This is a genomic window from Haloferax denitrificans ATCC 35960 (assembly GCF_000337795.1).
Taxonomy (GTDB): Archaea; Halobacteriota; Halobacteria; order Halobacteriales; family Haloferacaceae; genus Haloferax; species Haloferax denitrificans.
In genome coordinates this window covers 1-24,613 of the sequence record NZ_AOLP01000005.1, presented here as the reverse complement: position 1 = coordinate 24,613, position 24,613 = coordinate 1, and the positions used below count along the sequence as shown (strand labels likewise).

Sequence of the window (24,613 nt, the reverse complement as noted above, 5' to 3'; positions counted from 1 at the left end):
GATGATAGACCCCGGCTTCCTCGACGAACTCGACCGCTTCGACACCTCGCTGAAGCGCGTCTCGAACGCCCGGCGGCAGGGCGAACAGGAGTCGCCGGACGTGGGCGAGGGGCTCACGTTCAGCGACCACCGCCGGTACGCCGCCGGCGACGACCCGCGGCTCATCGACTGGAAGGTGTACGCCCGGACCGAGGAGCTGTTCATCAAGCGGTTCGAGGCCGAGCGGAACCTGACGGTCCACGTCCTCCTCGACGCCTCGGCGTCGATGGACTTCGGCGAGGCCGGCGCGAACAAGTTCGAGTACGGCGCGAAGCTCGGCCTCGGCTTCTGCCACCTCACCGCCGAGGAGAACAACGACTTCCGGTTTACGCTCCTCGGCGACTTACCCGACCGCATCGACACCGACGCGTCGAGCCGCGGCGAGGTGCTCCGGCTCGTCGAGCGGCTCAACGAGACGACGCCCGGCGGCGACGGCGACATCACGGCCGCGCTGTCGACCTACGCCGAGACCATCCACTCGCGGTCGCTCGTGGTCGTCGTGAGCGACCTGCTTTTCGACCCCGACGACGTCGCTTCCGGCCTCGCCGCGCTCGCGCGCAACGACGTGCTCGTCGCGCAGGTGCTCACTCCGGAGGAGCTCGGCCCGGAGGCGACGGGCGACGCCATCTTCGAGGACCCCGAGTCCGAGGCGACGCGCCGGACCTACTTCGGCGGGTCGGCGGCCCGGCAGTACACGGACCGGCTCCAGCGACACCTCGCGGCTGTCGACGAGCGGTGTCAGGCGCTCGGCGTCGAGCGCGAACTCGTCGACACCGGCGCGGACTTCTTCGACACGTTCGCCGACCTCTGGCTCGGCGCGCGGCTCGGCGGCGAGCGGCGCGGTGGCCGCGGTGGCGGCTGACCGGGGTGGTGGCTGACCGGGGTGGCGGCTGACCCACACGCCGGACCACCGTCGCCGCGGACGGCGGGCTTTTCACGAATCACCTCCCATTGACCGGTGTGACGGAGACACAGGAGCGCCGCGTGGTCGGCCTCGTCGCCGGCTCGCACGTCGTCAACCACGCGTATCTGGTCGCGCTCGCACCCGTTATCGGCCTCGTCGCCGACGACTTCGGCGTGAGTATCGCCGCCGTCGGCCTCGCCATCGGCGTCCAAGGCGGCGTCGTGACGCTCCTGCAACTCCCCTTCGGCTACCTCTCGGACGCGCGGAGCCGGACGCTCGTCCTCGCAATCTCGCTCGGCTTCGGCGCGGCGGGCATCGTCGCCACCGCGCTCGCGCCCTCGTACCCGTGGCTCCTCGCCTCGCAGGCGCTTCTCGGCGTCGGCATCGCGGGCCACCACCCCGCCCACTACCCGCTTTTGGCGACCGCCTCCTCGGAGACGAACCGCGGGCGGGCGTACTCGCTCCACGCGCTCGGCGGGTCGCTCGGCTTCGCCGTCTCCTACGCCATCGCCGCCGGCGTCGGCGCGCTCGGCCTCGGCTGGCGCTGGACCGTCGCGGGAATCGCCGTCTTCGGCGCGGCGTTCGCGCTCGTCGCGCTCCCGGTCGCCCGCGGCTTCCCCGAGCGAATCCGGAAGCCGGCGGCGGAGGACCGCCCGTCGTCGCGCCCCACGCTCGCGGGGATTCGGCGGGGCGCGTCGGAGCTCCTCTCGTCGTCGGGGCTGATGGGTCTCACGCTCCTGTCGTTTCTCACCTCGGCGGCCGCGTGGTGCATCCGGACGTATGCGCCGCAGTTGCTCACCGCCGGCTACGGCCTCGCGCCGGGTACGGCGAACCTCCTCGTCTCGGCGATGCTCGTCGTCGGCGCGGGGACGATTCTCGTCGGCGGCGCGCTCACCGACCGCGTCGGCCCCGGCACCGTCGCCCTCAGCGGGTACGCCGCGCTCGCGGGACTGGCGGCGCTCCTCGCGACCGGGTCGCTCCCGCTCGCGCTCGTCGTGTTGATTCTCCCCTTCAGCGGGACTATCAGCGTCTCGCGGCCCGCGCGCTCGACCCTCGCCGACCGCCTCTCCGAGCGCGCCGACCTCGGGAAGAACTTCGCCGTCGTCACTATCGGCATCTCGCTCGGTGGGGCCGTCGCGCCCCCGGCGTTCGGGGCGCTCATCGACCTCGCGGGCGTCCGCGTCACCTTCGGCGTCGTCGCCGTCCTCGGCCTGCTCTCGTTCGGGCTGACCCGGTGGCTCCTCGGTCGGGTCGACGGGTCGGCGCGGCGGCCGCAGGCGACCCCGAGCGACTGAGGGCGGTTGCGCGCGGAGCGACCGGCAGGTGCGACCGGTCTTCGGTTCCCTTCTCCGGCGACGTTCGTGAGAGCAAGAATCCATAACTAAGCCGCTGTCGGCCGTCTCTCCGAACGGTGGTGGAAATGTCGGCAACATCCGAGAGAGAACAACAGCACCGAGACTCGTTCATGCGCGTGGCGGACGAACTGTGGAACAAACGCGACTACGAGGTCATCAGGGAGGAGTACGACCCGCTGGTCGAGGTCCACACGTTTTCGGAGCCCGAGGGGCTCATCGGCACCGACGCGGTCGAAGAGTGGGCGCGCCGGTATCACGACGCCTTCTCCGACTTCCACGTCGAACTGTTCGACGTGACGGCGCGAGACGACAGCGTCTACGGTCGGTATCGCCTGACCGGAACCCACGACGGGACGCTCCGGAGCGCCCGCGGCGACATCCCGGCGACCCACCGCAAGATGGAGACGTGGGGAATCGTGCAGGCGCGCTACGAGGGCGGCCTGTGCGTCGAAGAGTGGAACAGCACCGACATCATGACCATGCTGTCGCAACTCGGCGTCGCTCCCGAGTGAGCAGACCGAACCGCGAAAAACAACCGTTTTTGGCCGCCTATCCGGACCACTCGCCGCGAACGTCGTCGGCGACCGCATCGCGCCACATGCCGAACCCCTGTTGACAGATGGGGCTCTCTTCGAGGTGGTCCATGAACCCCTCCCCTTCGCTCTCCAGTTCGTCGAGACAGAACGGACACCGAGTCGGGTCGTCCCACGTGTGCGCGATGACCGAGGGTTGTACTTCCTGGGACATACACACCATTACGAGACAATACTTGATAAAAATTTGGCTGATGGCCGAATGGGTTGTCGTTTGTCTATACATGGTATTGGTATGTACCTGATTCTAAATCTGGTTTCACTGGCCCGTCTCCGTGTTATCACGGCTCGTTCACGCCGACTCGGCGCTGAATCGTAACCCTATACACGACTCGGGGCCGCGTTCTATCCGTGAACTACATCTCGTGGGCGGTCGTCGCGCTCGGGGCCTACTCGCTCGTCGCACCGCTGATGAAAGTGGCGACGACCGGACAGGACAAAATCCCGAGCGACGTGGCCGCGTTGGTCGCCAACGGCGTCCTCGTCGTGGCGACGGCCGGGGTCATCGTCGTCTCCGGCCAGCGCGTCACAGACTCGGTCGTCAGCCCGAACCTCCCCTACGTCCTCGCCGCCGGTGTCTGCCTCGCGGTCGGCATCCTCGCGTACTACCGGGCGCTCGCGCTCGGTCCCGTCTCCGTGGTCGCGCCAATCTTCGGGATGTTCCTCGCTGTCTCGTCGGTCGTCGGCATCGTCGCGCTCGGCGAGCCGCTGACGGTTCGCAAGGTCGCCGGCATCGGCTTCGCGGTCCTCGCAATCGCCCTCGTCTCCCTCGACTGAGCGGGCGTCTCGGGGCCGCCGACGCCGACGCGGGACTGCCGCGGGCCAACCGCTTTTCATGCTCGCGGGCCAACGTGGCGGCATGGTACTCCTGGAATCCGACTCCGAGCTCGAACGCGGCGACGCCGCGCCCGACTTCGAACTCCCCGGCACCGACGGCGAGACGTACTCCCTCTCGTCGTTCGCCGACTACGACGCCCTCCTCCTCGTCTTCACGTGTAACCACTGTCCGTACGCGAAGGCGAAGTTCGAGGAACTGAACCACCTCGCCAGCGCCTACGACGACCTCGCTGTCGTCGGCATCAACCCCAACGACGCCGAGGACCGCCCCGAGGACTCCTTCGAGCGGATGCAGGAACTCGTCGAGGACGGCACGATTGGGTACACCGCGTATCTCCGCGACGAGTCACAGGCGGTCGCCGCCGAGTACGGCGCGGTCTGCACGCCCGACCCGTTCCTCTTCGAGAACACCGGCGACGGCTTCGAACTCGCGTTCCACTCCCGCATCGACGACGCGATGAGCCCCGACGACGAGGTGTCCGACTACGAGATGCGGACGGCCGTCGAGGCGCTCCTCGCCGGCGACGACATCCCCGTCGAGGAGTCACCCTCGCAGGGCTGTTCCATCAAGTGGAAAGACGCGTAGAATAGTTCACGCGAGAATTCGACCGACTGCGACGGCCCTACTCGTCGCCGAGGAGGGCTTCGCGGGCGTTCTCCACCGCGGCTTCCTTCTTCGCCGGGTAGGCCTCGACTTTCGCGCGGAGCGTGAGGCCGCCGCCGCGGCGGGCCTCGCCCTTGAACGCGGCCTGTTTGTCCAGCCGCAGGAAGAACTCCGTGTTGTCCGTGACGCGCTGGTCGAGTTCGTCGAGGAGCGTCTCGAAGTCGGGGAGGTCGCGAATCTTGTCGAGGACGTGCCGCACGTCGTTGGCGCGCTCGACGCGCGCGGAGAAGACGATGATGCGGTCGCCGTGGTGGCCGGTGCTCTCGACGCGGTCGACGTCGAACTCGTCGGGGAGGAACGCCCGAAGCGCCTCCTCGACCCGTTTTTCGTCTTCCGTCTCGTAGCAGAACGTTCGGAGGTCGATGTAGTGGAACGGAACGCGTGGCATAGTGGGTCTGGGAGGCGTCGGTCGGTGGGTCGCGTTACTCTTCGTCGGCTTCGTCGGCTTCGTCGGCGTCGGCGGCTTCGAGCTGGTCCTGCGCGATGCCGACCTCCTGGCCCTCGTCGAAGCTGATGGTGTAGGTCGGCTCGCCGAACATGCTCTCGATGACCTGCGTGACCGTGCCGGTCTCGCCGTCGAACTCGCTGTGCTTGTCGTGCAGAACGACCTTGTCGTCTTTCTCGAAGCTCATACGCACAGGTTCCGCGCCACCGGATAAAAGGGCGATGATTGGCCGCGAAGTCGCCGGCTCCCCCTCAGGACGGCGCGTGTCGAAGCCGATTTGTGGAGTCGCGCCGAACCGTGGAGTATGCCGAGTCGCCCGCTCGCACATCGACCGCCGGACGCGCGCCGATGACGGTCGACGACCTGTGGTTCCTCGCGGACGAGGCGCGACAGCGCGCCGAGCAGGCCTACCACCGCCTGCGCCGGAGCCACGCCGACGCCGACTACCTCGAACCGGTCCACACCCGCCGCGTCTCCCGCCCGCGGTTCCGCACGCTCGCCTCCCGCGTGAAGTCCACGGGGACGCCCTACGGGGTTCACACCGTCGTCCGCCGCCGCGACGACGAGATACTGCTCGTCCGCCACGAGGGCGTCGACCTCTGGGTCCTCCCCGGCGGCGGCGTCGACGGCGACGACGAGGGCTTCACCGAGGCCGCCCGGCGCGAACTCGCCGAGGAGGCCGGTATCAGCGCCGACTACGGCGGCCTCGCGATGGCCACCAGAATCGATATCCGCTGTGACGGCCACCAGACGTGGGGCGTGATGCCCGTCTACCGCGCCCGCGCCGACGCGGCCGCCGAACTCAGCGTGAACGACCCCGACGAGGAGATATCGGCCGCGCGGTGGTTCCGCGTCTCGGAGCTCCCGGCGGACACCCGCGACCGCGACGACCTGCTTTCGTGGTTCGACCACGTCGCCGGCGACTGACCGGCTCGCCGACTCAGTCGGCCCGTTTCGGCGTTCCGAGCGCGTCGGAACCGTCGCGCTCCTCAGTTTCGTCGCCGTCGTCGCCGTCGGCGTGTTGGCCCCAAAAGCCGGGGTACTTCTCCACCCAGAGGTCGCCGAGGACGACCGTCTGGCACGCCAGTCGGAGCCCCGAGTCGGGGTCGTGCGGGGGGAACCGGAGCCGGCGGCGCTCCTTTTTCGTCCGATATGTCACGGGGCCGCGGACCTCGACGGCGCAGGTCCCGCACGAGCCGCCGCCGCGGCAGTTGAACCACGACGAGTGACCGTTGTGCGGCGACTCACCGGCCGCGCGGAGCACGTCGCGGAGGACGTCCCCGCGGTCGCACTCGATTTCCCGGCCGCGGAAGTGGACGGTTGGCACGTGTGAGGAGACGCCGCAGGGGGGTTAATCAGTGTCGTTTGGGGGACGACGGAAACCGCGGCGACGCCGGCGGCCGCCGACGTCGCGGTTCCCGAACCGAACCACGAAAAGCGGCAACGCCCTCCGAAACCCCCCGATTCGCCTCGGAGAATCTAAGTTCGTTCGCCCCCGAACCCGACCATGCGCAACACACGACGCGCGTATCTCGCCGCCACGGCGGGTGCGCTGACGCTGGGCACCGCCGGGTGTCTCGGCGGCGGAAGCGGCGGGTCCGGAAACGACGCCGTCGCCGCCATCGGTTGCGAGGTCCCCGAACGCGACGCTGTCAGCTCCCTCCCCACGCCCGTCATCGGGGCCGAGGACGCGAGCGTCGTCGTCGACGTCTGGGAGGACTTCGCCTGTCCCCACTGCGCGACGTTCGCGGTCGACGTCGCTCCGCAACTCCGGTCCGAGTACGTCTCCGAGGGCGTCGTCCGCTACCGCCACCACGACTTCCCGATTCCGGTCGACGACTGGTGGTCGTGGAAGGGCGCTTCGGCGGCCCGCGCCGCCCAGGACGAGGCCGACGACGAGACCTTCTTCGACTTCGCCCACACGCTCTACGAGAACCAGTCGGAGTTCGGCGGCGGCGACGCGGAGGGGTCGCTCTCGACGCTCCAGTCGCTCGCGAACGACGCCGACCTCGACGGCTGTTCGGTCGCCGCGGCCGCCTCCCGCGAGCGCTACCGCCCGCTCGTCGAAGCCGAGCGGACCGACGCCGTCGACGAGCGCGGCTTTCAGGGGACGCCGACCGTCCTCGTCGACGGCGAACAGGTCGCGCCGCGGTGGTCCGACCTCCGGAGCGCCGTCGAGAACGCCCGGTAGTCGGACGCGACTCGCGGGGTCCGACGCCCACACCATCTCTCGCACGGGATTCGTGCGCGACACCAGCGACGCTTTACGGCGAGATTCACTATCCACGACTATGCACCCGACGCGACCGCGCTCCCGACCCCGCCGAGGTGACGACCCGTGAGACGACGCGCCCTCCTCTCTCTTCTCGCGGGCGCGGGCGTCGCCAGCCTCGCTGGCTGTCTCGGCGACGGGTCCGCACCCTCGGAGACGACCGAGACGACGGCCGGAGCCGCGGACGAGAGCACCGAGACCGCCTCAGCGACGGCGTCGTCCGGGTCCGGGTCAGGGTCCGGGACCGGGGACCTCCCGCTCGTCGTCGACACCGTCGACGCGCAGGGGTCGTCGGCCGGCGAGGTTCGAATCCCCGCCGAGGGGACGCCGACCGTCCTCGACCTCTTCGCGACGTGGTGTGCGCCCTGCGTCGCCCAGATGGAGTCGCTCCGGGCGCTCCACGACGAGTTCGGCGACGACGTGGCGTTCGTCTCGGTGACGAACGAGCGTCTCGGCGGCGGCCTCACGATGGACGATATCCGCGACTGGTGGGCCGAACACGACGGGAACTGGACGGTCGGCCACGACCCCGACAGCAACCTGATGCGCGCGGTCCGCGCGAACGGCCTCCCGTATCTCGTCGTCTTCGACGCCGACGGGTCGATAGCGTGGACGCACCGCGGCCTCGCCAGCGAGGAGAACCTCCGCGCCGCCGTCGAGGACGTCGCCTGATGCCCGGGTTCGGTCTCGGCCCCGCCTTGGGGTTCGACTCCGCGTTCGCCGGCACGCTCGCGTTCGCCGTCAGCGCCGGCGTCGCCACCTTCTTCGCGCCCTGCGCCTACCCGCTTTTGCCCGGCTACGTCGGCTACTACCTCTCCAGCGAGGAGGCCGACCTCGGCGGCGCGGTCGTCCGCGGGGCGGCCGCCTCGCTCGCCGCGCTGGTCGTTCTCGGCGCTATCGGGAGCGCGCTCGCGGTCGTCGGCGGCCGCATCGCCTCGCACCTCGCGCTCCTCGAACCGCTCGTCGGCGCGGCGCTCGTCGGCTTCGGCGTCCTCATGTTCACCGGTCGCGCGCCGAGCCTCCACGTCGTCCTCCCGGAGTACCGGTCGTCCGTGACCGGCTTCGCCGTCTTCGGCGGGGTGTACGGCCTCGCGGCGGCCGGCTGTGTCGTCCCGATCTTCCTCGGCGTCGTCACCCAGTCGCTCGCGCTCCCGACCGCGCAGGCGGTCGTCTCGCTCGGAGCCTACGCCGCGGCCGCGGCGCTCCCGCTTGCGGTCGTCACCGTCGCGGCCGCGCTCGGCGACGGACTCGCCCGTTCGCTTTCGGGCTACGTCGGATGGGTCCAGAAAGTCGCCGCGGTCGCGATGGTGCTCGCCGGCCTCTGGCAGATTTGGCTGGCGCTGTCGTTCTTGGGACACGTCTGAGGGCGCGACTGGCTGAACACGTAATCGGAGGCGCTCGATTCAGCCGTCCAGTCCCGGCGCTTCGCCCGTCGGCGTCGGCAACGCGCGAATCTCCCGCGGCGGCACGAGGAAGTTGCCGCGGCGCTTGACGAAGATGTACTCTAAAATCCCGTTGTTGACGCGCTGGCGGACGGTCGGCACGTCGGTCAGGTCGGTGCCGTTCATCGCCTCGCGGACCTCCTCGAACGCCGAGATGCCGCGCTGGAGCGACGGGAAATGCAGGCTCGCCACGCCGTCGTCGGCCGACTCGAAGTGTCTGCGGAGGAGTCTGACGTTGCCCTCCTCGTCGCGGTTGGCGCGGGCGGCCTTCTGGGCGTGGCCGACGTGGCCGAACTCGAAAGCGTCGTCGCGGAGGCTGTCCAACATCGCGTCGATACCGCTGTCGTCGCCGAGGTTGTCGCCGACGCCTTCGATGAGTCCCTGCTCGGCGTGCGCGGGCGAAAACAGCTTCATGACCCGGTGGTAGCGGTCTTCCTCGTCGTACCAGTCCGAGAGGCGCTGGCGGATGTTCGCCACGTGCTTCGTGGTCGCGCCCGCGAACGGCCCCTCGTCGATGGTGACGTACTCCTCGGTGGCCTGATTCCCCGCGAAGCCCGCTTTGAACCCCATGAAAAGCGGTGATTCCTCAGGGACGGGGTTCCCGTCGGGGATGCCGTTGAGGTCGGACTGGTGCTCCGCGGGGAGTCCGGCCCCGACGAAGCCCGTCCGCCGGGAGGCGACCGAGAAGACGCCCGAGAGGTCGGCGTCGACGGCGACGCCGTTGGCCTCGTCGGTCTCGCTGAGGAGGGCCTGTTCGGCTTCGAGAACCGCGTCGGCGCGGTCCGACGCGAGGTGGACGAGCGCGTCCTGCCGGTCGAACTCGGGCGTCTCGAACGGCGACAGCGCCCGCGGTTCGGGCAGGTCCACGCTGTCGGGAAGCGGGTCGTCGAAGCGGTCGAAGTACCGCGGGGTGTAGGCGGCCGACCAGACGACGCCCTCGTGGCTCCGCTCGTAGGCGCGGTCGAGGACGCGGAAGGCGCGCTCGACGGTCTCGCGGTCGGCCTCGTCGGGCGGCCCCTCGGCGTCGAGGTCGAGGTAGAGGAGCACCTGATGTCTGGGCATCTCGGCGTTGCCGTGGTCGTCCTCGCGGCAGAACTCGTTCCACGCGTGCTGTCGGCTCGGGAGCGTCTCGAACGCGTCGGTCCCCGCCGGGACGGGGGCGTCCGGTGCCCTGTCGAGGCAGGCGGACAGCGCCGCCGCGCCGCCGGCGGCGACCGCGGCCTTCAGGAACTCCCGGCGGGACGGAGACCCGTCGAACATACGCCCGGCTAGGCACCTCGCGGGGAAGTCCGTTCTGGTGTGTGCGTCGAAGATTCGGCCGCGGTCGTGCGGAACGAGAACACGCGCGCTGGCGTTCGAAACGCACACCAAACGGCATTTCAGTACCGGAGCTCTAGCGAAGAGCAATGAAACGACGAACGTATCTCCGCGCCGCCGGGGCGGGCGCGGCCGTCGGGCTGGCGGGCTGTCTCGGTGGCGGCGACGCCAACCCGAACGTGTCGCTGTCGAAGCCAGACCGCGAGAACGACGTGTCCAGCGAGGACCTCCCGTATCCGGCGTGGGGCCAGCGGGTCCCCGACGTGACGCTTTCGGACCCCATCGCGGGGAGCGAGGTGTCGGTCCGCGACATCGACGGGCCGCACTTCCACACGTACTTTTTCACCAACTGCATGACCGTCTGTCCGGTCCTCATCAGCGCGCTCCGCGAGGTCCAGATTCACTCGATTTCCGAGGGCTACGCCGACGACGTGTCGTTCTACCCCATCACGTTCGACCCCGCCCGCGACGACGCCGACGCCTTCCGCGCGGAGGCAGACCAGATGAACGTCGACATGGACGCGGGCAACTGGCACTTCCTCCGGCCCGCCGACGAGGCCGAGGCGAAGTCCGTCGTCGAAGACCAGTTCGGCGTCTTCTTCCAGAAGAACGAGCCGAACGACGAGGGCAACTACATGTTCACCCACCTCGGCCTCGTCTCGCTCGTCAACGGCGACGGCTACGTCGAGCGGACCTACCGGGGCAACCAGCCGAACGAACAGACGCTCATCGACGACCTCACCGCGCTCCGGGAGGCATGACGAGCCGGCGTCGATTCCTCGCGGCGAGCGGGACCGTCGGAGCCGCCGGGCTCTCCGGCTGTCTCGCCGAACTCGGCCGGCTCTACACGTCGAACGAGCCGCCGGTCGTCTCGAACCGTCCCGACGAGGTGTACGTCCCGACCCACACCGAGGGGATGCGCATGGTCGGCACCGCCGACGCCGGCGACCTCCGGGTGGGCGTCTTCTACAGCTATCCCCACCGCTTCTGGGTGATGGCCGACGAGGGCGACGGCTTCGGCACGTCGCGGACCTCAGTCGAGGCCGGCGACGACGTGCATCTCATGGCGTCCGTCTGGGACCCCGAGACGGGCGTCGTCGTCCCCGACACCGGCCTCTCTATCGAAATCGCCCGCGACGGCGACCTCGTGAGCGAGGAGGTCGTCTACGCGATGCTCTCCCAGCGGATGGGCTTCCACTACGGCTCGAACTTCGGTCTCGACGGCGACGGCACCTACGAGGTGACGGTGGACGTGGGCGCGCCCTCCCTGCGCCTCTTCGGCGACTTCGCCGGGCGGTTCGATTCCCCCGCGAGCGCGACGCTCGACTTCGAGTACAGTTCCGGCGACCGCGACGACATCCCGTACACGATGTTCGACGACCAGCAGGGCGACTCCGGCGCGGTCAGGCCGATGGAGATGGACGGTCTCCCGCTCGGCCTCGGCCCCGAGACGCTTCCGGGGACGGCGCTGGGCTCGGCGACGACCGGGAGCCTCAGACTCGTCGGCACCGCCCTCGACGCCGACCGCTTCGGCGACGACGACGACCCGTACCTCGCCGTCTTCCCGCTGACGCCCTATAACCGCCTTCTCGTCCCGCGGCTGGGCCTCACCGCGACCGTCGCGTCCGGCGGCTCGACCCGCTTCGACGGTCGCCTCGAACCCGGCCTCGACGCCGACCTCGGGTTCCACTACGGCGCGTCGGTGCCGGGGCTCGCCGGCGACGACGCGACCGTCGACCTCGCGGTTGACGTGCCGCCGCAGGTCGCTCGCCACGAGGGCTACGAGACGGCCTTCCTCGACTTCGACCCCGTCCGCCTCGGGTAACGGCAACCGAATCGAACAAGGACAGGGCTATTTTCGTCGGGACCGACCGACCCCGTATGGACTCGACGCGCCGCGAACGCGCGACGCTCGCGCTCGCCGTCTGGGGCGTCCTCGTCTCGCAGGTGCTCCTCTATCCCGGCGTCTCCGACCTCGTGACCGCCCTCGGCGGCGGGCGGGGCGAGTACGACCTCTCTGCCGGGATGCTGTTTCTCGTCGCCGAGTTCGCCTCGTTCGTCGCCTTCTCCAGCGTCTGGGGCGCGCTCTCGGACGCGCTCGGTCGGCGGACGTGGCTCATCGTCGCGGGCGCGCTCGGCGGCGCGGCCAGCTACGTCGCGCTCCTCGCGCTCGCCACGCTCCCGTGGCTCGACGCCACGTTCGGCGCGGTCCTCGCCGTCCGCCTCGTCGGCGGCGCGATGACCATCGGCGCGTTCTCGCTGTCGATTACGATGCTCGCGGACCTCTCGGGAGGCAACGGCCGGAACATGGGTGCGGCAGGTATCGCCATCGGCCTCGGCGCGGCGCTCGGCTCGGTCGTCGGCGGCCAACTCACCACCATCGACCCGCTCGCGCCGCTGTACGCGTCGGCCGCGTCGCTCACCGCCGTCGCCCTGCTCGTCACGACCGTCACCGACCGGACGCCCGATTCGACCCGCGTCGGCGTCGGCGTCGTCCTCAAGAAACTGGCCGCCCGCCCGGCGTTCGCGGTGCCCTACGCCTTCGGCTTCATCGACCGCATGACCGCCGGCTTCTTCGCCCTCGTCGGGGTGTACTACTTCCGCGAGGCGTTCGGCGTGGACGCCGCCGTCGCCGGCGGGGTGCTCGCGCTCTTTTTCGTCCCCTTCGCGCTCCTGCAGTACCCGCTGGGGTCGCTGTCCGACCGGGTCGGCCGGTTCGTCCCCGTCGTCGCGGGGTCGATGCTCTACGGCGTCGCAATCGTCGCCGTCGGCGTCGCTCCGGCCTTCGAACTCGCGGCCGCCCTCATGGTCGTCGTCGGCGTCTTCGGCGCGCTCGTCGCGCCCGCGACGATGGCGCTCGTGACCGACCTCGCCGACTCGGGCGAGCGCGGGGCGGCCCTCGGCGGCTTCAACGTCTTCGGGAGTCTCGGCTTTCTCGCGGGCTTCCTCATCGGGGGCGTCGTCGCCGACGCGGTCGGCTACCTCCCGTCGTTCCTCGTCGTCGGCTTCGCCGAGGTCGCCATCGCCATCGTCGCGCTCCGGGCGGTGAAGCGGCTCGACGGTATCGACGCGGGTCAGACGCCGTCGAGCGCCGACTGAAGTTCGGCGTTCACGACGAGCCACATCCCGCGGAGGCAGACGACGACGGCGAGGCCGACGCCCGCGAGGACGAACGCCAAGAACAGCCCGACGAAGACGCCGCCGCCCCGCGGGTCGGGGACGGCCGCCGCGAACTCGCCGAGCTGGACCGCGAAGGCGACGATACCGGCGACGAAGAACGCGAGCATCAGTTCGAGGAGCCGCCAGAACGTCTCGATTCGCAGGCCGCCGCGGCCGGTGAGGAGGAGGGCGATTCGCCGCGACGCGGCCAGAAGCGAGACGACCGTGAGAAGGAGCGTCGCCGCGGCCGCGAGCGTGAAGCCGACGTGGACGAGCGGGAGCGCCGACGCGAGCGGCGAGACGAGCGTCAGCGCGACGCCGAGGAGGACGCCGGCCGCGAGGAGCGACTCGACGCCGAGAATCGCCGTCTCCGGCTCGTCGCGGGCGATTCGAGCGAGTGTCCCGTACACAACCGACTCTCTCGACGGGCGCTGAAGGCTGTTTCCCTTAGCCTTAGTCGTGGCCGGAGACGCGGACCGGCCGGTAGGGTTCTTCGAGGTAGTCGATGTCGGAGTCCGAGAGCTTGATGTCGAGCGCCTCGACCGCGTCTTCGAGGTGTTCGACACTGCTCGTGCCGACGATGGGCGCGTCCACCCAGTCCTTGTGGAGCACCCACGACAGGGCGAGTTGCGCCATCTTGACGCCCTTCTCGTCGGCGAGTTCCTCGACGCGCTCGTTGACCTCGCGGCCGCCGCCCTCGAAGTACGGGTGGCCCTTGGCGTGCTCGTCGGTCCGACCGCGGGTCGTCGCCTCGAACTCCTCGTGGGGGCGGGTGAGGTAGCCGCGGGCGAGCGGCGACCACGGCATGACGCCGACGCCCTGCTTCTCGCAGAGCGGGAGCATCTCGCGTTCCTCCTCGCGGTACAGCAGGTTGTAGTGGTTCTGCATCGTGGCGAAGCGGTCCAGTCCGAGCGAGTCGGCGGTGTACTGCGCCTCCGCGAACTGGTGGGCCCACATCGACGACGCGCCGACGTAGCGCGTCTTGCCGCGCCGAACCGCGTCGTCGAGCGCGCGCATCGTCGTCTCGATGGGCGTGTCGTAATCGTAGCGGTGAATCTGGAGCAGGTCGAGGCTGTCCATCCCGAGGCGGGAAAGCGAGTTGTCGAGTTCCTGCTCGATGGCCTTCCGCGAGAGACCGCCGGAGTTCGGGTCCTCGTCGTCCATCTGGAAGTAGACCTTCGAGGCGACGACCGCCTCGTCGCGGCGGCCCTCAAGCGCCTTCCCGAGGACGCGCTCGGACTCGCCGTTCGAGTACATGTTCGCCGTGTCGAAGAAGTTGATACCGAGTTCGATGGCGCGGTCGACCAGTTCGAGCCCCGCCTCCTCGTCTAAGACCCACTCGCGCCACTCCGGCGTGCCGAAGCTCATACAGCCGAGACAGATGCGGGAGACCTCCATGCCGGTGTCTCCGAGCGTCGTGTACTCCATGCTCGAACATCTCCGCGAGTCGGCAAAAAGATGGACCAAGCGGTAGCTTCGGTGGGGGACCTGTCGGCGATCCGAGGCTCTTCGCACGACCGGACGACGAACGCGGACAGTCAGTCGAACCGGCCGTTTCCCGGCGTCTGAAACCGTCTGTCTCGGTTTATGCTCTCCGGCGTCGTATCATTCATCCGAGGCGTAGCCTCGGTGATTCCGATGTTCACAGCGAAACAACTGGTCGCGCTCCTCGTGAGCCTCCTCGTGGTGGGGTCGCTCGCGGGCGTCGCGGCCGCACAACAGGGACCGTCAGCCGGCGGTGCCGTCGTCGTCGACGAAGGCGAGACCTTCGACGGCGACCTCGACGCGGTCGGCGGCACGGTCGTCGTCGCCGGGACGGTAACCGGCGACGTGTCTGCGACGGCCGGGACCGTCCTCGTGACGGAGACGGGCGTCATCAACGGGAACCTCGACGCAGTCGCGGGCTCCGCGACCCTCGAAGGCACCGTCAACGGCGACGTGAGCCTCGCTGGCGGCGCGGTGTTCGTCCGCGACACCGCCGTCATCGACGGGTCGTTAGACGCCGCCGGCGGCACCGTCCGACTCGACGGCGCGGTCGACGGAAACGTCCGCGTCGGGGCCGAAGAGCTCGCGGTCGGCCCGACCGCTCGGGTCGGCGGGTCGCTCGAATACGACGCCGCGACCGCGACCGTCGACGCCGCGGCCGTCGTCGACGGCGGCGTGCGCCAGGTCGACGACCTCGCGGTCGCCGGCCCCGTCGTCGCCGGGACGCCGGTTCAGTTCGGCCAGTTCGAAGGTCCGGTCATCCCCGGTTGGGTGGTCTCGGGCTACTGGCTCCTCGCTAACTTCGTCGTCGGCGCGATTATCGTCCTCGTCGCCCCCGAGTTCGCCCGCCGCGTGACGGGTCTCGGAACGAAGAAGGCCGTGCGGAGCGGCGGCGTCGGCCTGCTCGCCATCGTCGCGGTGCCCATCGTCCTCCTGCTCCTGCTTTTGACCATCGTGGGCATCCCGCTCTCGCTGGCCGGCGGGGTCGGCTTCCTGCTCGTCCTCTGGGTCGCGGGCATCTACGGCGCGCTCGTCCTCGGGACGTGGCTCCTGTCGCTCGCCGACTACGACAACCGCTGGGTCGCGCTGTTCGCCGGCCTGTTCGTGCTGGCCGTCCTCGATTTCGTCCCGCTCGGGGGCGTCCTCGAGTTCGTCGTCCTCCTCGTCGGGCTCGGCGCGTTCGCGCTGGCGCTCCGCGGGGAGTCCGGCGACGACGGCGACGAGAGCGTGAGCGCGCCCGACGAGGGCCCGCAAGAGGGCTCGCCGATGGCCTGACGGCGCGGCGCTCTCGCACAACCCGGACGAACAATTATTATGGTCTGTTCTGTCTGTCGAGCCATGGCAGTCGACTACGCGGCCGAGTCGGAATCGTTCGAGTGGGACATCCCCGAGGGGTACAACATCCCCGCGGTCATCGAATCGCACGCCGACGCCTTCGGCGACCGCGTCGCCCTGAAGTTCCGCGACGCCGACGGCGGCCGCGAGGAGCGGACCTACGGCGACCTCCGCGACGACATGAACCGCTTCGCCAACGCGCTCGAATCCATGGGCGTCGGGAAGGGCGACCGGCTCATCCACCTCCTCCCCCGCGACCCCGACGTGTTCGCCGTCCAACTCGGCGCGCTCAAGCGCGGCGCGCTTCTCGTCCCCAGTTCGTCGATGCTCAAGCCCAAGGACATCGCGTTCCGCGCGAACGACTGTAAGGCGACGACCGCCGTCGTCCACGAGTCGCTCGTCGGCATGGTCGACGAGGTGCGCGACGAGACGCCGCTTTCGAACTTCGTCGTCCTCGGCGGCGACGCCGACGACGCCGACGGCTGGACCTCCTTTTCCGACCTCGTCGCCGACGCGTCCGCCGAACACGACGGCCCCGACCTCCGGGCCGAAGACCCGATGTCCATCAACTACACGTCGGGGACGACCGGCCAGCCCAAGCCGGTCCGCCACCGCCACCGCTGGATGCGCTGTTTCGAACTCGTCAACGCCCCCTACTGGTGGGGCGTCACGGCCGACGACGACCTCTCCGACGAACTGCTCTGGGCGACGACCGGCACCGGCTGGGCCAAGTGGTTCTGGAGCCCCGTCGGCGTCGGCCTGACGACCGGCGCGACCCAGTTCGTCTACCGCGGTGACTTCGAACCCGACGCGTTCCTCGACATCATGGAAGAAGAGGGCGTCACCCGCCTCTGCGCCGTTCCGACCCAGTACCGGATGTTCGCCCAGCGCGACCTCGGCTCGTACGACCTGCGACTGACCGAGGCGCTGTCGGCGGGCGAACCGCTCAACCGCGAACCCATCGAGGCGTTCCGCGAGGCGTTCGACGTCATCCCGCGAGACGGCTACGGCCAGACCGAGACGGTCGCGCTCCTCACGAACTACCCCGGCATCGACGTGAAGCCCGGCAGTATGGGCAAGCCGACGCCCGGCCTCGGCACGACCATCATCGACGAGAACGAAGAGGAAGTCGGCGTCGACGAAATCGGCGAAATCGCCGTCCCGGTCGGCTGTCCCGGCATCTTCGACGGCTACTACGAGAAGCCGAACCTCGACGAGAAGACGTTCTCGGGCGACTACTACCGCACCGGCGACCTCGCCTCCCGCGACGAGGACGGCTACTTCTTCTTCGAGGGCCGCGCCGACGACATCATCATCTCGGCGGGCTACCGCATCGGCCCCTTCGAGGTCGAAGACGCGCTGGTCTCCCACGAGGCGGTCGCCGAGGCCGCCGCGGTCGCCAGCCCCCACGAGGAACGCGGCAGTATCGTCAAGGCGTTCGTCGTCCTCACCGACGGCTACGAGGGCTCCGACGACCTCGTCGAGGAGTTACAGGCGTTCATGAAAGAGCAGACGGCCCCGTACAAGTACCCGCGCGAAATCGAGTTCGTCGCGGAACTGCCGAAGACCTCCTCGGGGAAGATTCGGCGCATCGAACTGCGGTCCCAAGAGCGGGACTGAGCCGGCGCGCACCGGGAGTTCATTTCCCCTTTGGCACCTTTCTTTAGGCGTCGTCGCCTGGTGACGCCCATGTACATCGCGGACCAGACGTGGCCCGAACTCGGCGACTACGTGGCCGAATCCTCGCTCGCGGTCGTCCCCCTCGGCTCGACGGAACAGCACGGCCCGCACCTCCCGCTCGCAACCGACCACCTCATCGCGGAGGCGTTGGCCCGCGAGGCGGCCGACCGGACCGGCTTCCTCTGCACGCCGACCGTCAACGTCGGCGTCAGCCCCCACCACCGCCAGTTCCACGGGACGATGTGGGTCGACCCGCCGCAGTTCCGCGACTACGTGGAGTCGATGACGCGCAACCTCGCGTACCACGGCGTCGACCGGGTCGTCTTCGTCAACGCCCACGGCGGCAACGTCCAGCACCTCCGGGAGGTCGGCCGTCGCCTCCGCGACGACGGCACCATGTACGCCATCGAGTGGATGTGGGACGAGTCGATTCCGGACCTCGTGACCGACCTGTTCGACCACCCCGGCCCCCACGGCGGGCCGAAGGAGACCTCGATGATTATGCACATCGCCCGCGACCTCGTCCGCGAGGGCGAACTCGACTCGGCCCGCGACGGCGGCGTCGTGGACCTGAGCGACGACCACCTCCGCCAGCACGGCGCGCGGACGTTCTACGACGCCGTCGAGAACTCCGGAAACGGCGTCTTCGGCGACCAGACCGACGCGTCGCCGGAGGCCGGCGAAGAGCTGTTCGAGGCCGCGACCGACCAGCTCGTTCGCCTGCTGTCGTGGCTCGACGACCAGCCGATTGAGGACCTGCTCGCGCCCGCCCACGTCGACCCCCAGCCGGGGTCGCGTCGCTGACCCATCGACTGGCCGACACGCTCTTTTCGCCGCCGCCGAAGGGACGCCTATGACCGTCTGGGTCCTCGGCGACCAACTCGACCCGTCGGCCGCGCCGCTCCAGTCCGACGACCGCGTGCTGATGATAGAGGCGTACGCCTTCGGCGACCGACTGCCGTACCATCCCCAGAAGCTCGCGCTCGTCTTCTCGGCGATGCGGCACTTCCGCGACGACCTCCGCGACCGCGGCTACGAGGTGACCTACCTCCAAGCCGAGACGTTCGGCGAGGGCCTCGACCGCTACTTCGACGCCGCGCCCGGCGACGACCTCGTCGTGCTCGACCCGCCGAGCCACGGGGCGGGCGAGCGGCTTCGGGACCTCGTTTCCGCCCGCGGCGGGTCGCTCACGCTCGTCGAGAACGACCTGTTTCTCACGACGCCCGCCGACTTCGACGACTGGGCCGGCGACGCCGACAGCTACCGACAGGAACAGTGGTACCGACACGCCCGCCGGGAGACGGGCGTCCTGATGGACGGCGACGACCCCGTCGGCGGCGAGTGGAACTACGACGACCGGAACCGAGAGACGCCGCCGGAGGGGTGGACGCCGCCCGAGGCCCCGCGGTTCGACCCGGACGAGACGACCCGCGAGGTCATCGCGTTCGTCCGCGAGCGCTACCCCGACGCGTGGGGGTCGCCCGAGCCGTTCGTCTGGCCGGTGACCCGCGAGGAGGCGAGGCAGGCGCTGTCGCACTTCGTCGAGGTCCGCCTCCCCGAGTTCGGCCCGTATCAGGACGCGATGGTCGACGGCGAGTGGGCGCTCTGTCACTCCCTGCTCTCGGCGGCCATCAACCTCGGCCTGCTCCACCCGCGCGAGGCGGTCGCGGCCGTCGAGGAGGCGTACGAGGCGGGCGACGCCCCGCTCAACAGCGTCGAGGGGTTCGTCCGACAGGTCCTCGGCTGGCGGGAGTTCGTCCGGCACGTCTACCGACGGTCGATGCCCGAACTGGCAGAGGCGAACCAACTCGACCAGACCGAACCGCTCCCGGAGGCGTACTGGACCGGCGAGACGGACATGCACTGTCTCTCGGAAGCCGTGGGCCACGTTCGGGACCGCGGCTACGCCCACCACATCGAGCGCCTGATGGTGCTTTCGAACTTCGCGCTCGTCTACGGCGTCGACCCGGCGGAACTCGACCGCTGGTTCCACCTCGGCTTCGTCGACGCGTTCCACTGGGTGACGACGCCGAACGTGGTCGCCATGGGGTCGTTCGCCACCGACGTGCTCTCGTCGAAGCCCTACGCCTCGTCGGGCAACTACGTGAACGAGATGTCAGACTACTGCTCGTCGTGTCCCTACGCGGTGTCGAAGACGACCGGCGAGAACGCCTGCCCGTTCAACGCGCTCTACTGGGACTTCCTGAAGGAGAACGAAGCACGCCTCCGCGGGACGGGCCGGATGGGACTCATGTACTCCCACGTCGACCGGAAGGACGACGAGGAGTGGGACGCCATCCGGGCGCGGGCCGACGAGATTCGGCAGATGGGGCGGGCGGGGACGCTCTGAGGCGGGCGAGACCGGTCGTCCGAGGCTGACGGCCGCCGGCCGCGAGCGCCGCGGCTAGCGGGCTGAAAATGCAGAACTCTGATTCGCTGTCGAGTCGCCGTCGGGCGGAACGCCCCGCCTCAGAGCCGCGTGACGTTGACCGCCCGCGGGCCTTTGTCGGCCTGCTCGATGTCGAACTCCACTTCTTGCCCCTCTTCGAGGTCGGGACCGCCGATGTCCTCCATGTGGAAGAACACGTCGTCGTCGTGGTCTTCGGTCTCGATGAAACCGTAGCCGCCGGAGGACTTGAAGAACGCAACCTTACCTTTCGCCATTGCGTGTCGAATCTCGCCGGTATCGTCCATAAGGATTCCGGCAATTGACACCAATGAACATGATGCTTCTCTCCCCGCCGACTCAGTCGTCGCGGGGTTGCCGGCCGAGAGTATGGAACTCCTCGTTCGGCCGCATATCCGCGAACATCGCCATGCGGTTGCTGAGGTTGAAGAAGGCGGTGACCGCGCCGATGTCCCAGACCGCCTCCTCGGAGAAGCCGGCGTCGCGGAGTCGCTGGAGGTCGTCCTCGTCGACCTCGACGGGCGACTCGGTGAGTTTGACCGCCACGTCGAGCATCGTCTTGTGTTTCTCGGGGATGTCGGCGGTGCGGTAGTTGGCGACCAGTTGGTCCGCGAGGAGCGGGTCTTTCGCGTAGATGCGGACCAGCGCGCCGTGGGCGACGTTGCAGTAGTAACAGTGGTTGACGCCGGAGACGGCCACGATTATCATCTCCACCTCGTGGCGTTCGAGGTCGGTGTCCTCGACGAGGGCGTCGTGGTACTCGAAGAAGGGCCGGAAGTGCGAGGGCTTGTACGCGAACGCGGCGAAGACGTTCGGCGTGAAGCCGGCGCGCTCGGTCTCGTCGTCGATGCGCTCGCGGAGGTCCTCGGGGAGGTCGTCGTGGTCGGGCACCGGGAAGCGGCGCATGGCGTCGTCGTCCATGCGTCTCCGCTCTCCCGGACGGACCTTAACGATTCCTCAGGTTCGAGGGGCGCTCGCCGTCCCGAGTGTCGGGGTTCAGAGCGCGACCGAGAGGTACGCCGCCGCGGCCACCGCGAACACGCCGGCGGCGAACAGGCCGTAGTTGGCGACGGTGTTGTCCGCGGTCCAAAGCGAGAGCGTGAACTTCCGGGACGAAAGCGGCCACAGGGGGCGGATGCCGGCCGGCGTGAGCACGTCGGCCAAGAGGTGCGCGAGGATGGTGAGTGCGCCCACGGCGAAGCCGAACGCGCCGAGCGTCGTCGCCACGGCCTCGGGTTGGCCCGCGTTGCTGGCGAGGAGGTACGCGCCGCCGCCGCCGACGCCGCCGACGAGGGCGGCGAAGAGGACGGTGTGGGTCGGCCCGCGGTGGGAGATGCCGGGGACGCGAATGTCGTAGTCGGGGAGCATCGCCAGCCAGCACATCGCCGCGCCGGCGACGAAGGCGAGTTCCGGGCGGCCGGCCTGCACGAGCGCGAAGCCGAGCGGGGCGAACACGAGGAGCGAGACGCCCCAGTGACCGAATCGGTACATCTGGTGTGCCCTCGCGCCCCCGGCGAACAAAACCTTTCGGCCGCCGCGACCGTCAGGGGAGCAATCGTTATCCCCGGTGGCGGCGACTTTCGCGGTATGAGCCAACACCTCTCGTCGTTCCTCTCGGGCCTGTCGGCGCTTGAGGTGACGGCCCTCGTCTTACTCATCTCCGTCGGCGGCGCGTTCGTCATGGAGATGGTGGTCATCCGCCTCCTGTTTCGGTACACCAGTCGGACCGAGACGGCGCTCGACAACATCGTCGTCCAAGAGCTTCGGTGGCCCATCGTCGTCACCGTCTCGCTGACCGGCGTCTTCCTGTTTTCCAGAGCGCCCGCGGTCGCCGAGGCGCTCGTAGTCGAGGAGGGCGTCCTCAACGACTTCTTCGGCCTGCCGTCGCTGTCGGTCGGCATCGTCGTCTGGGCGTGGGCGCTCAACCGCCTCGTCAACCGCCTCGTCGACGCGGTCAAGGACAAGGGAAGCCGCTACGACTTCGCGCCCGTCTTCTCGAACGTCTGGACCATCGTCGTCTCGGTCGGCACCGTCGGCGCGCTCCTGTACATCTGGGGCATCGAAATCACGCCGCTTTTCGCCGGCGCGGGCATCGCCGGCATCGCCGTCGGCTTCGCCGCAAAGGACACCGTCGCCAACTTCTTCGGCGGCATCGCGCTGTACTTCGACGACACCTACAAAATCGGCGACTACGTCGTCCTCGACTCCGGCGAGGCGGGCACCGTCGTCAAGGTAGGCATCCGCTCGACCACGCTTCTCACCCGCGACGAACTGCTCGTGACGGTGCCGAACTCCGTGCTCAACGCCGCCAAAATCATCAACGAGTCCGCGCCGAACCGCCGCCGCCGGCTGAAGGTCCCGGTCGGCGTCGCCTACGGCACCGACGTCGACGAGTTCGAGGAACTCCTGACCGACATCGCCCTCGACGAGCCGCTGGTCCTCGACAGCCCTCGTCCCCGCCCGCGGTTCCGCCGGTTCGGCGCCGACGCGCTGGAGTACGAACTCGTCTGTTGGGTCAACAGCCCGCTCAAACGCGGGAAGGCGACGCACAACCTCAACCGCGAGATATACAAGCGCCTGAACGACGCCGGCATCGGGATTCCGTTCCCCCAGCGGGACGTGCACGTCCACTCGGCGGACGCCGAGGCGACTCGGCAATCGCCCGCGGCCGGGCTCTCGAACGGCGGCGTCCGGCGACCGGCCCGCACCCGCGACACGGCCGATGACGTGGTGGCCGACGATGTCGCGGACGCGGACGCGGCGACTGACTCAGACGGGGACGACAGCGCCTACGACGAGTGAGCGCGCGGCGTCGCTCGGCGGGTGCGCTCGACGGATGTGCCCGCCGCGAGCGCCCGCTTCGGTCGCCCTCGCCGGTCGCCGCCGGGAACGTTATCCGCGGCGCGGCCGTGGCTCGGATATGCTCCAACTCGGCCCCGTGGACGGGCTCATCGAGACGTTCGGCCCCTTCGCGCTTCCCGTCTTGCTGTTCGCCGCCGGGTTCGTCGGCTACCTCGTGCTCGTCGCGCTCGGACGGACCGGGCGCGACGGGGACTGAGTTCGCTCCTCGGCGATTCTACTCCTCGACGACGACCGTTCCCGTCATGCCCGCGGCCTCGTGGGGGACGCAGAAGTACGCGTGCTCGCCGGCCGTCTCGAAGGTGTGGACGAAGGACTGGCCCGACTGGACCGCGCCCTTCCCTTCGCCCCACCCGGTCTCGGCGGCCGCTTGCGACTCGAAGCCGCCGGAGGCCCAGTACGCCGCGCCCTCGGGGAGTTCGTCCTCGTAGGCCGTGACCGAGTGCGCCTCGCCGGCGGCGTGCTCGAAGGCGACGGTGTCGCCGACCGACACCGTCAGTTCGCTCGGTTCGAACGCGACGGCGCTCATCTTCACGACGTGGTCTGCGTCCTCGGGGACGCCCGCGACGACGTTCGGGCCGCCGGACAGCGCGGCGTCCGCGGAGCCGCTTTCGTCGGTGCTCCCGGCCTCGGGGGCCTTCCCGACCTCGCCGACGACCGCGAACTGGGCGCGGGCGGTCGCCGTCGCGTACGCCTCCGCGGCGGCGTCGACCTCGCTCCCGTCTTCTAACGCGGCGACGTAGTCCGACAACGCCGCCTCGAATCCCTCGTAGGCGTCGTGGTCGGCTCCTTCTAAGGCCTCGTGGACGCGGGCCTCCTCGAACGTCTGGAAGACGCCGCTCATGCGCTCGGACGCGGCGGCTCCGAGGCCGGCGTCCGCGGCCGCGGTGGCGACGACGGCGTACATCGAATCGACCGCCTTCTGACCGTAGGTCTTGGCCGCGCCGTAGGCGTCGCCGCCCTCCTCGGCCGCGGTTCGGACCGAGCCGAGCGCGCCCTCGAACGACTCGTAGAGGTCGTGGTCGGCCTCCTCCAAGGTCTCGTGGTAGCCGCCCGCGCCGGCCTCGAAGAAGGCGAATGTGGACTGGACGACTGCGCCGGCGCGGGCCGACGCGCCGACCTGCGCGAGCGCCGCGGCGTCGAACCCGCGGGCACCGAAGAACGCGGCCTCGGCGGCCGACACCTCGGCGGTCGCGCCGACGGCCGCCTCGAACTCGAACAGCGCGTCCATCGCGCCCTCGGCGTGGGCCGCGGCGGCGTCGGCGTCCCCGGCGGCCGCGTCTTCGACGAGGCCGGCGAGGTGCTCCTCTTCGAAGCGGTGATAGAGGTCTTCGGACTCCTCTTCGACCGACTCGTGGAGGTTCGCCTCGTTCTCCTCGAAGCGGGCGAACAGGGATTCGCCGACCGCGGCGGCGCGGTCCGTCTCGCCGACCGCGACCAGCTCGCGGGCGTCGCCGAGGCGGGCGCGGAAGAACGCCGCTTCGAGCACCGTCGCGGCCTCGCCGCCGACGAGCGCCGAGATTCCCGCGAGCAGGTTCTCGTCCACCGTCGCCACCGCCTCCTCGGCCGCCGCGGCGTCGCCCGACCCGGCGGCCTCGGTCAGCGACTCCAGCCCGCCCTCGAAGCCCTCGTAGGCGTCGTGGTCGGCCTCCTCTAAGGCCTCGTGCGCCCGCGCGCCCTCGAAGTGCGCGAACACGTCGCTCGCCACCGTCGCGGCGAACTCGGTCTCGCCCGCGTCGACCAGTCGGGGCACGTCGGCGGCGCGGGCGCGGTAGAGCGACAGCGCGGCCGCGTGGGCGAACTCGTCGCCGGGACCGCCG

The 24,613-nt window shown here is 69.7% G+C and carries 29 protein-coding genes; 18 read left to right on the top strand and 11 right to left on the bottom strand.

The window, feature by feature from the left end; genetic code table 11:
• Position 1: 1 nt before the first annotated feature.
• From C438_RS04155 to C438_RS04145, 3 genes are all read left to right on the top strand, one after another.
• Positions 2-901, top strand: coding sequence for a DUF58 domain-containing protein (locus C438_RS04155; protein ID WP_004968019.1), 900 nt, complete (start codon positions 2-4; stop codon positions 899-901).
• A 98-nt stretch (positions 902-999) separates the two neighbouring features.
• Complete coding sequence (locus C438_RS04150) at positions 1,000-2,238, top strand: MFS transporter (protein ID WP_004968018.1); 1,239 nt, start codon at positions 1,000-1,002, stop codon at positions 2,236-2,238.
• Between the two features lie 125 nt (positions 2,239-2,363).
• The gene (locus C438_RS04145; protein WP_004968017.1) at positions 2,364-2,810 is read left to right on the top strand and encodes an ester cyclase; all 447 of its coding nucleotides are present in this window, start codon (positions 2,364-2,366) and stop codon (positions 2,808-2,810) included.
• Between the two features lie 37 nt (positions 2,811-2,847).
• Here the strand turns inward: C438_RS04145 and C438_RS04140 are convergent, their stop codons facing one another.
• Positions 2,848-3,045, bottom strand: coding sequence for a DUF7501 family protein (locus tag C438_RS04140; protein ID WP_004063678.1), 198 nt, complete (start codon positions 3,043-3,045; stop codon positions 2,848-2,850).
• Between the two features lie 197 nt (positions 3,046-3,242).
• On the opposite strand from C438_RS04140, the gene C438_RS04135 reads away from it, so the two are divergent.
• Together C438_RS04135 and C438_RS04130 are read left to right on the top strand one after the other, a co-directional pair.
• Positions 3,243-3,668, top strand: a complete 426-nt coding sequence (locus C438_RS04135; RefSeq protein ID WP_004968015.1) for an EamA family transporter — start codon at positions 3,243-3,245, stop codon at positions 3,666-3,668.
• Between the two features lie 82 nt (positions 3,669-3,750).
• Positions 3,751-4,314: a thioredoxin family protein gene (locus C438_RS04130; protein ID WP_004968014.1), complete on the top strand. Its 564-nt coding sequence runs from the start codon at positions 3,751-3,753 to the stop codon at positions 4,312-4,314.
• A 37-nt stretch (positions 4,315-4,351) separates the two neighbouring features.
• On the opposite strand, the gene C438_RS04125 is transcribed toward C438_RS04130, so the two are convergent.
• Both C438_RS04125 and C438_RS04120 read right to left on the bottom strand, forming a co-directional pair.
• Entirely contained in the window at positions 4,352-4,780 is a 429-nt protein-coding gene (locus C438_RS04125; RefSeq protein ID WP_004968013.1) for an RNA-binding protein, read from the bottom strand.
• 34 nt (positions 4,781-4,814) lie between these two features.
• Positions 4,815-5,024 (bottom strand): hypothetical protein, encoded by a 210-nt coding sequence (locus C438_RS04120; RefSeq protein ID WP_004968012.1) that lies wholly within the window; start codon positions 5,022-5,024, stop codon positions 4,815-4,817.
• A gap of 161 nt (positions 5,025-5,185) precedes the next feature.
• Between C438_RS04120 and C438_RS04115 the strand changes: the two genes are divergently transcribed.
• Positions 5,186-5,764: an NUDIX hydrolase gene (locus tag C438_RS04115; RefSeq protein ID WP_004968011.1), complete on the top strand. Its 579-nt coding sequence runs from the start codon at positions 5,186-5,188 to the stop codon at positions 5,762-5,764.
• 13 nt (positions 5,765-5,777) lie between these two features.
• Here C438_RS04115 and C438_RS04110 read toward each other — a convergent pair whose 3' ends face one another.
• Entirely contained in the window at positions 5,778-6,164 is a 387-nt protein-coding gene (locus C438_RS04110) for a 2Fe-2S iron-sulfur cluster-binding protein (RefSeq protein ID WP_004968010.1), read from the bottom strand.
• 180 nt (positions 6,165-6,344) lie between these two features.
• Between C438_RS04110 and C438_RS04105 the strand changes: the two genes are divergently transcribed.
• From C438_RS04105 to C438_RS04095, 3 genes are all read left to right on the top strand, one after another.
• Complete coding sequence (locus tag C438_RS04105) at positions 6,345-7,028, top strand: DsbA family protein (RefSeq protein WP_004968009.1); 684 nt, start codon at positions 6,345-6,347, stop codon at positions 7,026-7,028.
• Positions 7,029-7,175: 147 nt separating this feature from the next.
• A complete protein-coding gene (locus C438_RS04100; RefSeq protein ID WP_004968008.1) occupies positions 7,176-7,781 on the top strand; it encodes a TlpA family protein disulfide reductase in 606 nt (201 codons plus the stop codon).
• A complete protein-coding gene (locus C438_RS04095; protein WP_004968007.1) occupies positions 7,781-8,473 on the top strand; it encodes a cytochrome c biogenesis CcdA family protein in 693 nt (230 codons plus the stop codon). Before C438_RS04100 ends, C438_RS04095 begins: the two co-directional genes overlap by 1 nt.
• A gap of 39 nt (positions 8,474-8,512) precedes the next feature.
• Here the strand turns inward: C438_RS04095 and C438_RS04090 are convergent, their stop codons facing one another.
• Positions 8,513-9,811 (bottom strand): DUF7405 family protein, encoded by a 1,299-nt coding sequence (locus tag C438_RS04090; protein WP_004968006.1) that lies wholly within the window; start codon positions 9,809-9,811, stop codon positions 8,513-8,515.
• A 146-nt stretch (positions 9,812-9,957) separates the two neighbouring features.
• Here C438_RS04090 and C438_RS04085 point away from each other — a divergent pair, with 146 nt between their 5' ends.
• Genes C438_RS04085 through C438_RS04075 form a run of 3 tightly spaced genes read left to right on the top strand, consistent with a single transcriptional unit; the run spans position 9,958 to position 12,967 of the window.
• Complete coding sequence (locus C438_RS04085; protein ID WP_004968005.1) at positions 9,958-10,629, top strand: SCO family protein; 672 nt, start codon at positions 9,958-9,960, stop codon at positions 10,627-10,629.
• Positions 10,626-11,693 (top strand): iron transporter, encoded by a 1,068-nt coding sequence (locus tag C438_RS04080; protein ID WP_004968004.1) that lies wholly within the window; start codon positions 10,626-10,628, stop codon positions 11,691-11,693. The genes C438_RS04085 and C438_RS04080 overlap by 4 nt, the downstream gene beginning before the upstream one ends.
• 56 nt (positions 11,694-11,749) lie before the next feature.
• Positions 11,750-12,967: an MFS transporter gene (locus C438_RS04075; RefSeq protein ID WP_004968003.1), complete on the top strand. Its 1,218-nt coding sequence runs from the start codon at positions 11,750-11,752 to the stop codon at positions 12,965-12,967.
• On the opposite strand, the gene C438_RS04070 is transcribed toward C438_RS04075, so the two are convergent.
• Together C438_RS04070 and C438_RS04065 are read right to left on the bottom strand one after the other, a co-directional pair.
• Positions 12,943-13,437, bottom strand: coding sequence for a hypothetical protein (locus C438_RS04070; protein WP_004968002.1), 495 nt, complete (start codon positions 13,435-13,437; stop codon positions 12,943-12,945). The two genes, C438_RS04075 and C438_RS04070, sit on opposite strands and share 25 nt — an antisense overlap.
• 43 nt (positions 13,438-13,480) lie before the next feature.
• Complete coding sequence (locus tag C438_RS04065) at positions 13,481-14,455, bottom strand: aldo/keto reductase (RefSeq protein WP_004968001.1); 975 nt, start codon at positions 14,453-14,455, stop codon at positions 13,481-13,483.
• Between the two features lie 210 nt (positions 14,456-14,665).
• On the opposite strand from C438_RS04065, the gene C438_RS04060 reads away from it, so the two are divergent.
• From C438_RS04060 to C438_RS04045, 4 genes are all read left to right on the top strand, one after another.
• Positions 14,666-15,787 (top strand): bactofilin family protein, encoded by a 1,122-nt coding sequence (locus tag C438_RS04060; RefSeq protein ID WP_004968000.1) that lies wholly within the window; start codon positions 14,666-14,668, stop codon positions 15,785-15,787.
• Positions 15,788-15,850: 63 nt separating this feature from the next.
• The gene (locus C438_RS04055; RefSeq protein ID WP_004967999.1) at positions 15,851-17,467 is read left to right on the top strand and encodes an acyl-CoA synthetase; all 1,617 of its coding nucleotides are present in this window, start codon (positions 15,851-15,853) and stop codon (positions 17,465-17,467) included.
• 69 nt (positions 17,468-17,536) lie between these two features.
• Positions 17,537-18,331 carry a creatininase family protein gene (locus C438_RS04050; protein WP_004967998.1) on the top strand — a complete coding sequence of 265 codons (795 nt, stop codon included), beginning with the start codon at positions 17,537-17,539 and terminating at the stop codon, positions 18,329-18,331.
• Between the two features lie 49 nt (positions 18,332-18,380).
• Complete coding sequence (locus C438_RS04045) at positions 18,381-19,877, top strand: cryptochrome/photolyase family protein (protein WP_004967997.1); 1,497 nt, start codon at positions 18,381-18,383, stop codon at positions 19,875-19,877.
• 119 nt (positions 19,878-19,996) lie between these two features.
• Here the strand turns inward: C438_RS04045 and C438_RS04040 are convergent, their stop codons facing one another.
• From C438_RS04040 to C438_RS04030, 3 genes are all read right to left on the bottom strand, one after another.
• Positions 19,997-20,191, bottom strand: coding sequence for a cold-shock protein (locus C438_RS04040; protein WP_004967996.1), 195 nt, complete (start codon positions 20,189-20,191; stop codon positions 19,997-19,999).
• An 82-nt stretch (positions 20,192-20,273) separates the two neighbouring features.
• Entirely contained in the window at positions 20,274-20,855 is a 582-nt protein-coding gene (locus tag C438_RS04035; protein WP_004967995.1) for a peroxidase-related enzyme, read from the bottom strand.
• 75 nt (positions 20,856-20,930) lie between these two features.
• A complete protein-coding gene (locus tag C438_RS04030) occupies positions 20,931-21,425 on the bottom strand; it encodes a metal-dependent hydrolase (protein WP_004967994.1) in 495 nt (164 codons plus the stop codon).
• Between the two features lie 96 nt (positions 21,426-21,521).
• Here C438_RS04030 and C438_RS04025 point away from each other — a divergent pair, with 96 nt between their 5' ends.
• Both C438_RS04025 and C438_RS19620 read left to right on the top strand, forming a co-directional pair.
• Positions 21,522-22,736 (top strand): mechanosensitive ion channel family protein, encoded by a 1,215-nt coding sequence (locus C438_RS04025; RefSeq protein ID WP_004967993.1) that lies wholly within the window; start codon positions 21,522-21,524, stop codon positions 22,734-22,736.
• A 118-nt stretch (positions 22,737-22,854) separates the two neighbouring features.
• The gene (locus C438_RS19620; RefSeq protein ID WP_004967992.1) at positions 22,855-22,992 is read left to right on the top strand and encodes a hypothetical protein; all 138 of its coding nucleotides are present in this window, start codon (positions 22,855-22,857) and stop codon (positions 22,990-22,992) included.
• 18 nt (positions 22,993-23,010) lie between these two features.
• On the opposite strand, the gene C438_RS04020 is transcribed toward C438_RS19620, so the two are convergent.
• Positions 23,011-24,613, bottom strand: a 1,603-nt coding sequence (locus C438_RS04020) for a DUF5059 domain-containing protein (protein WP_004967991.1), incomplete at its 5' end; no start/stop codon positions are given.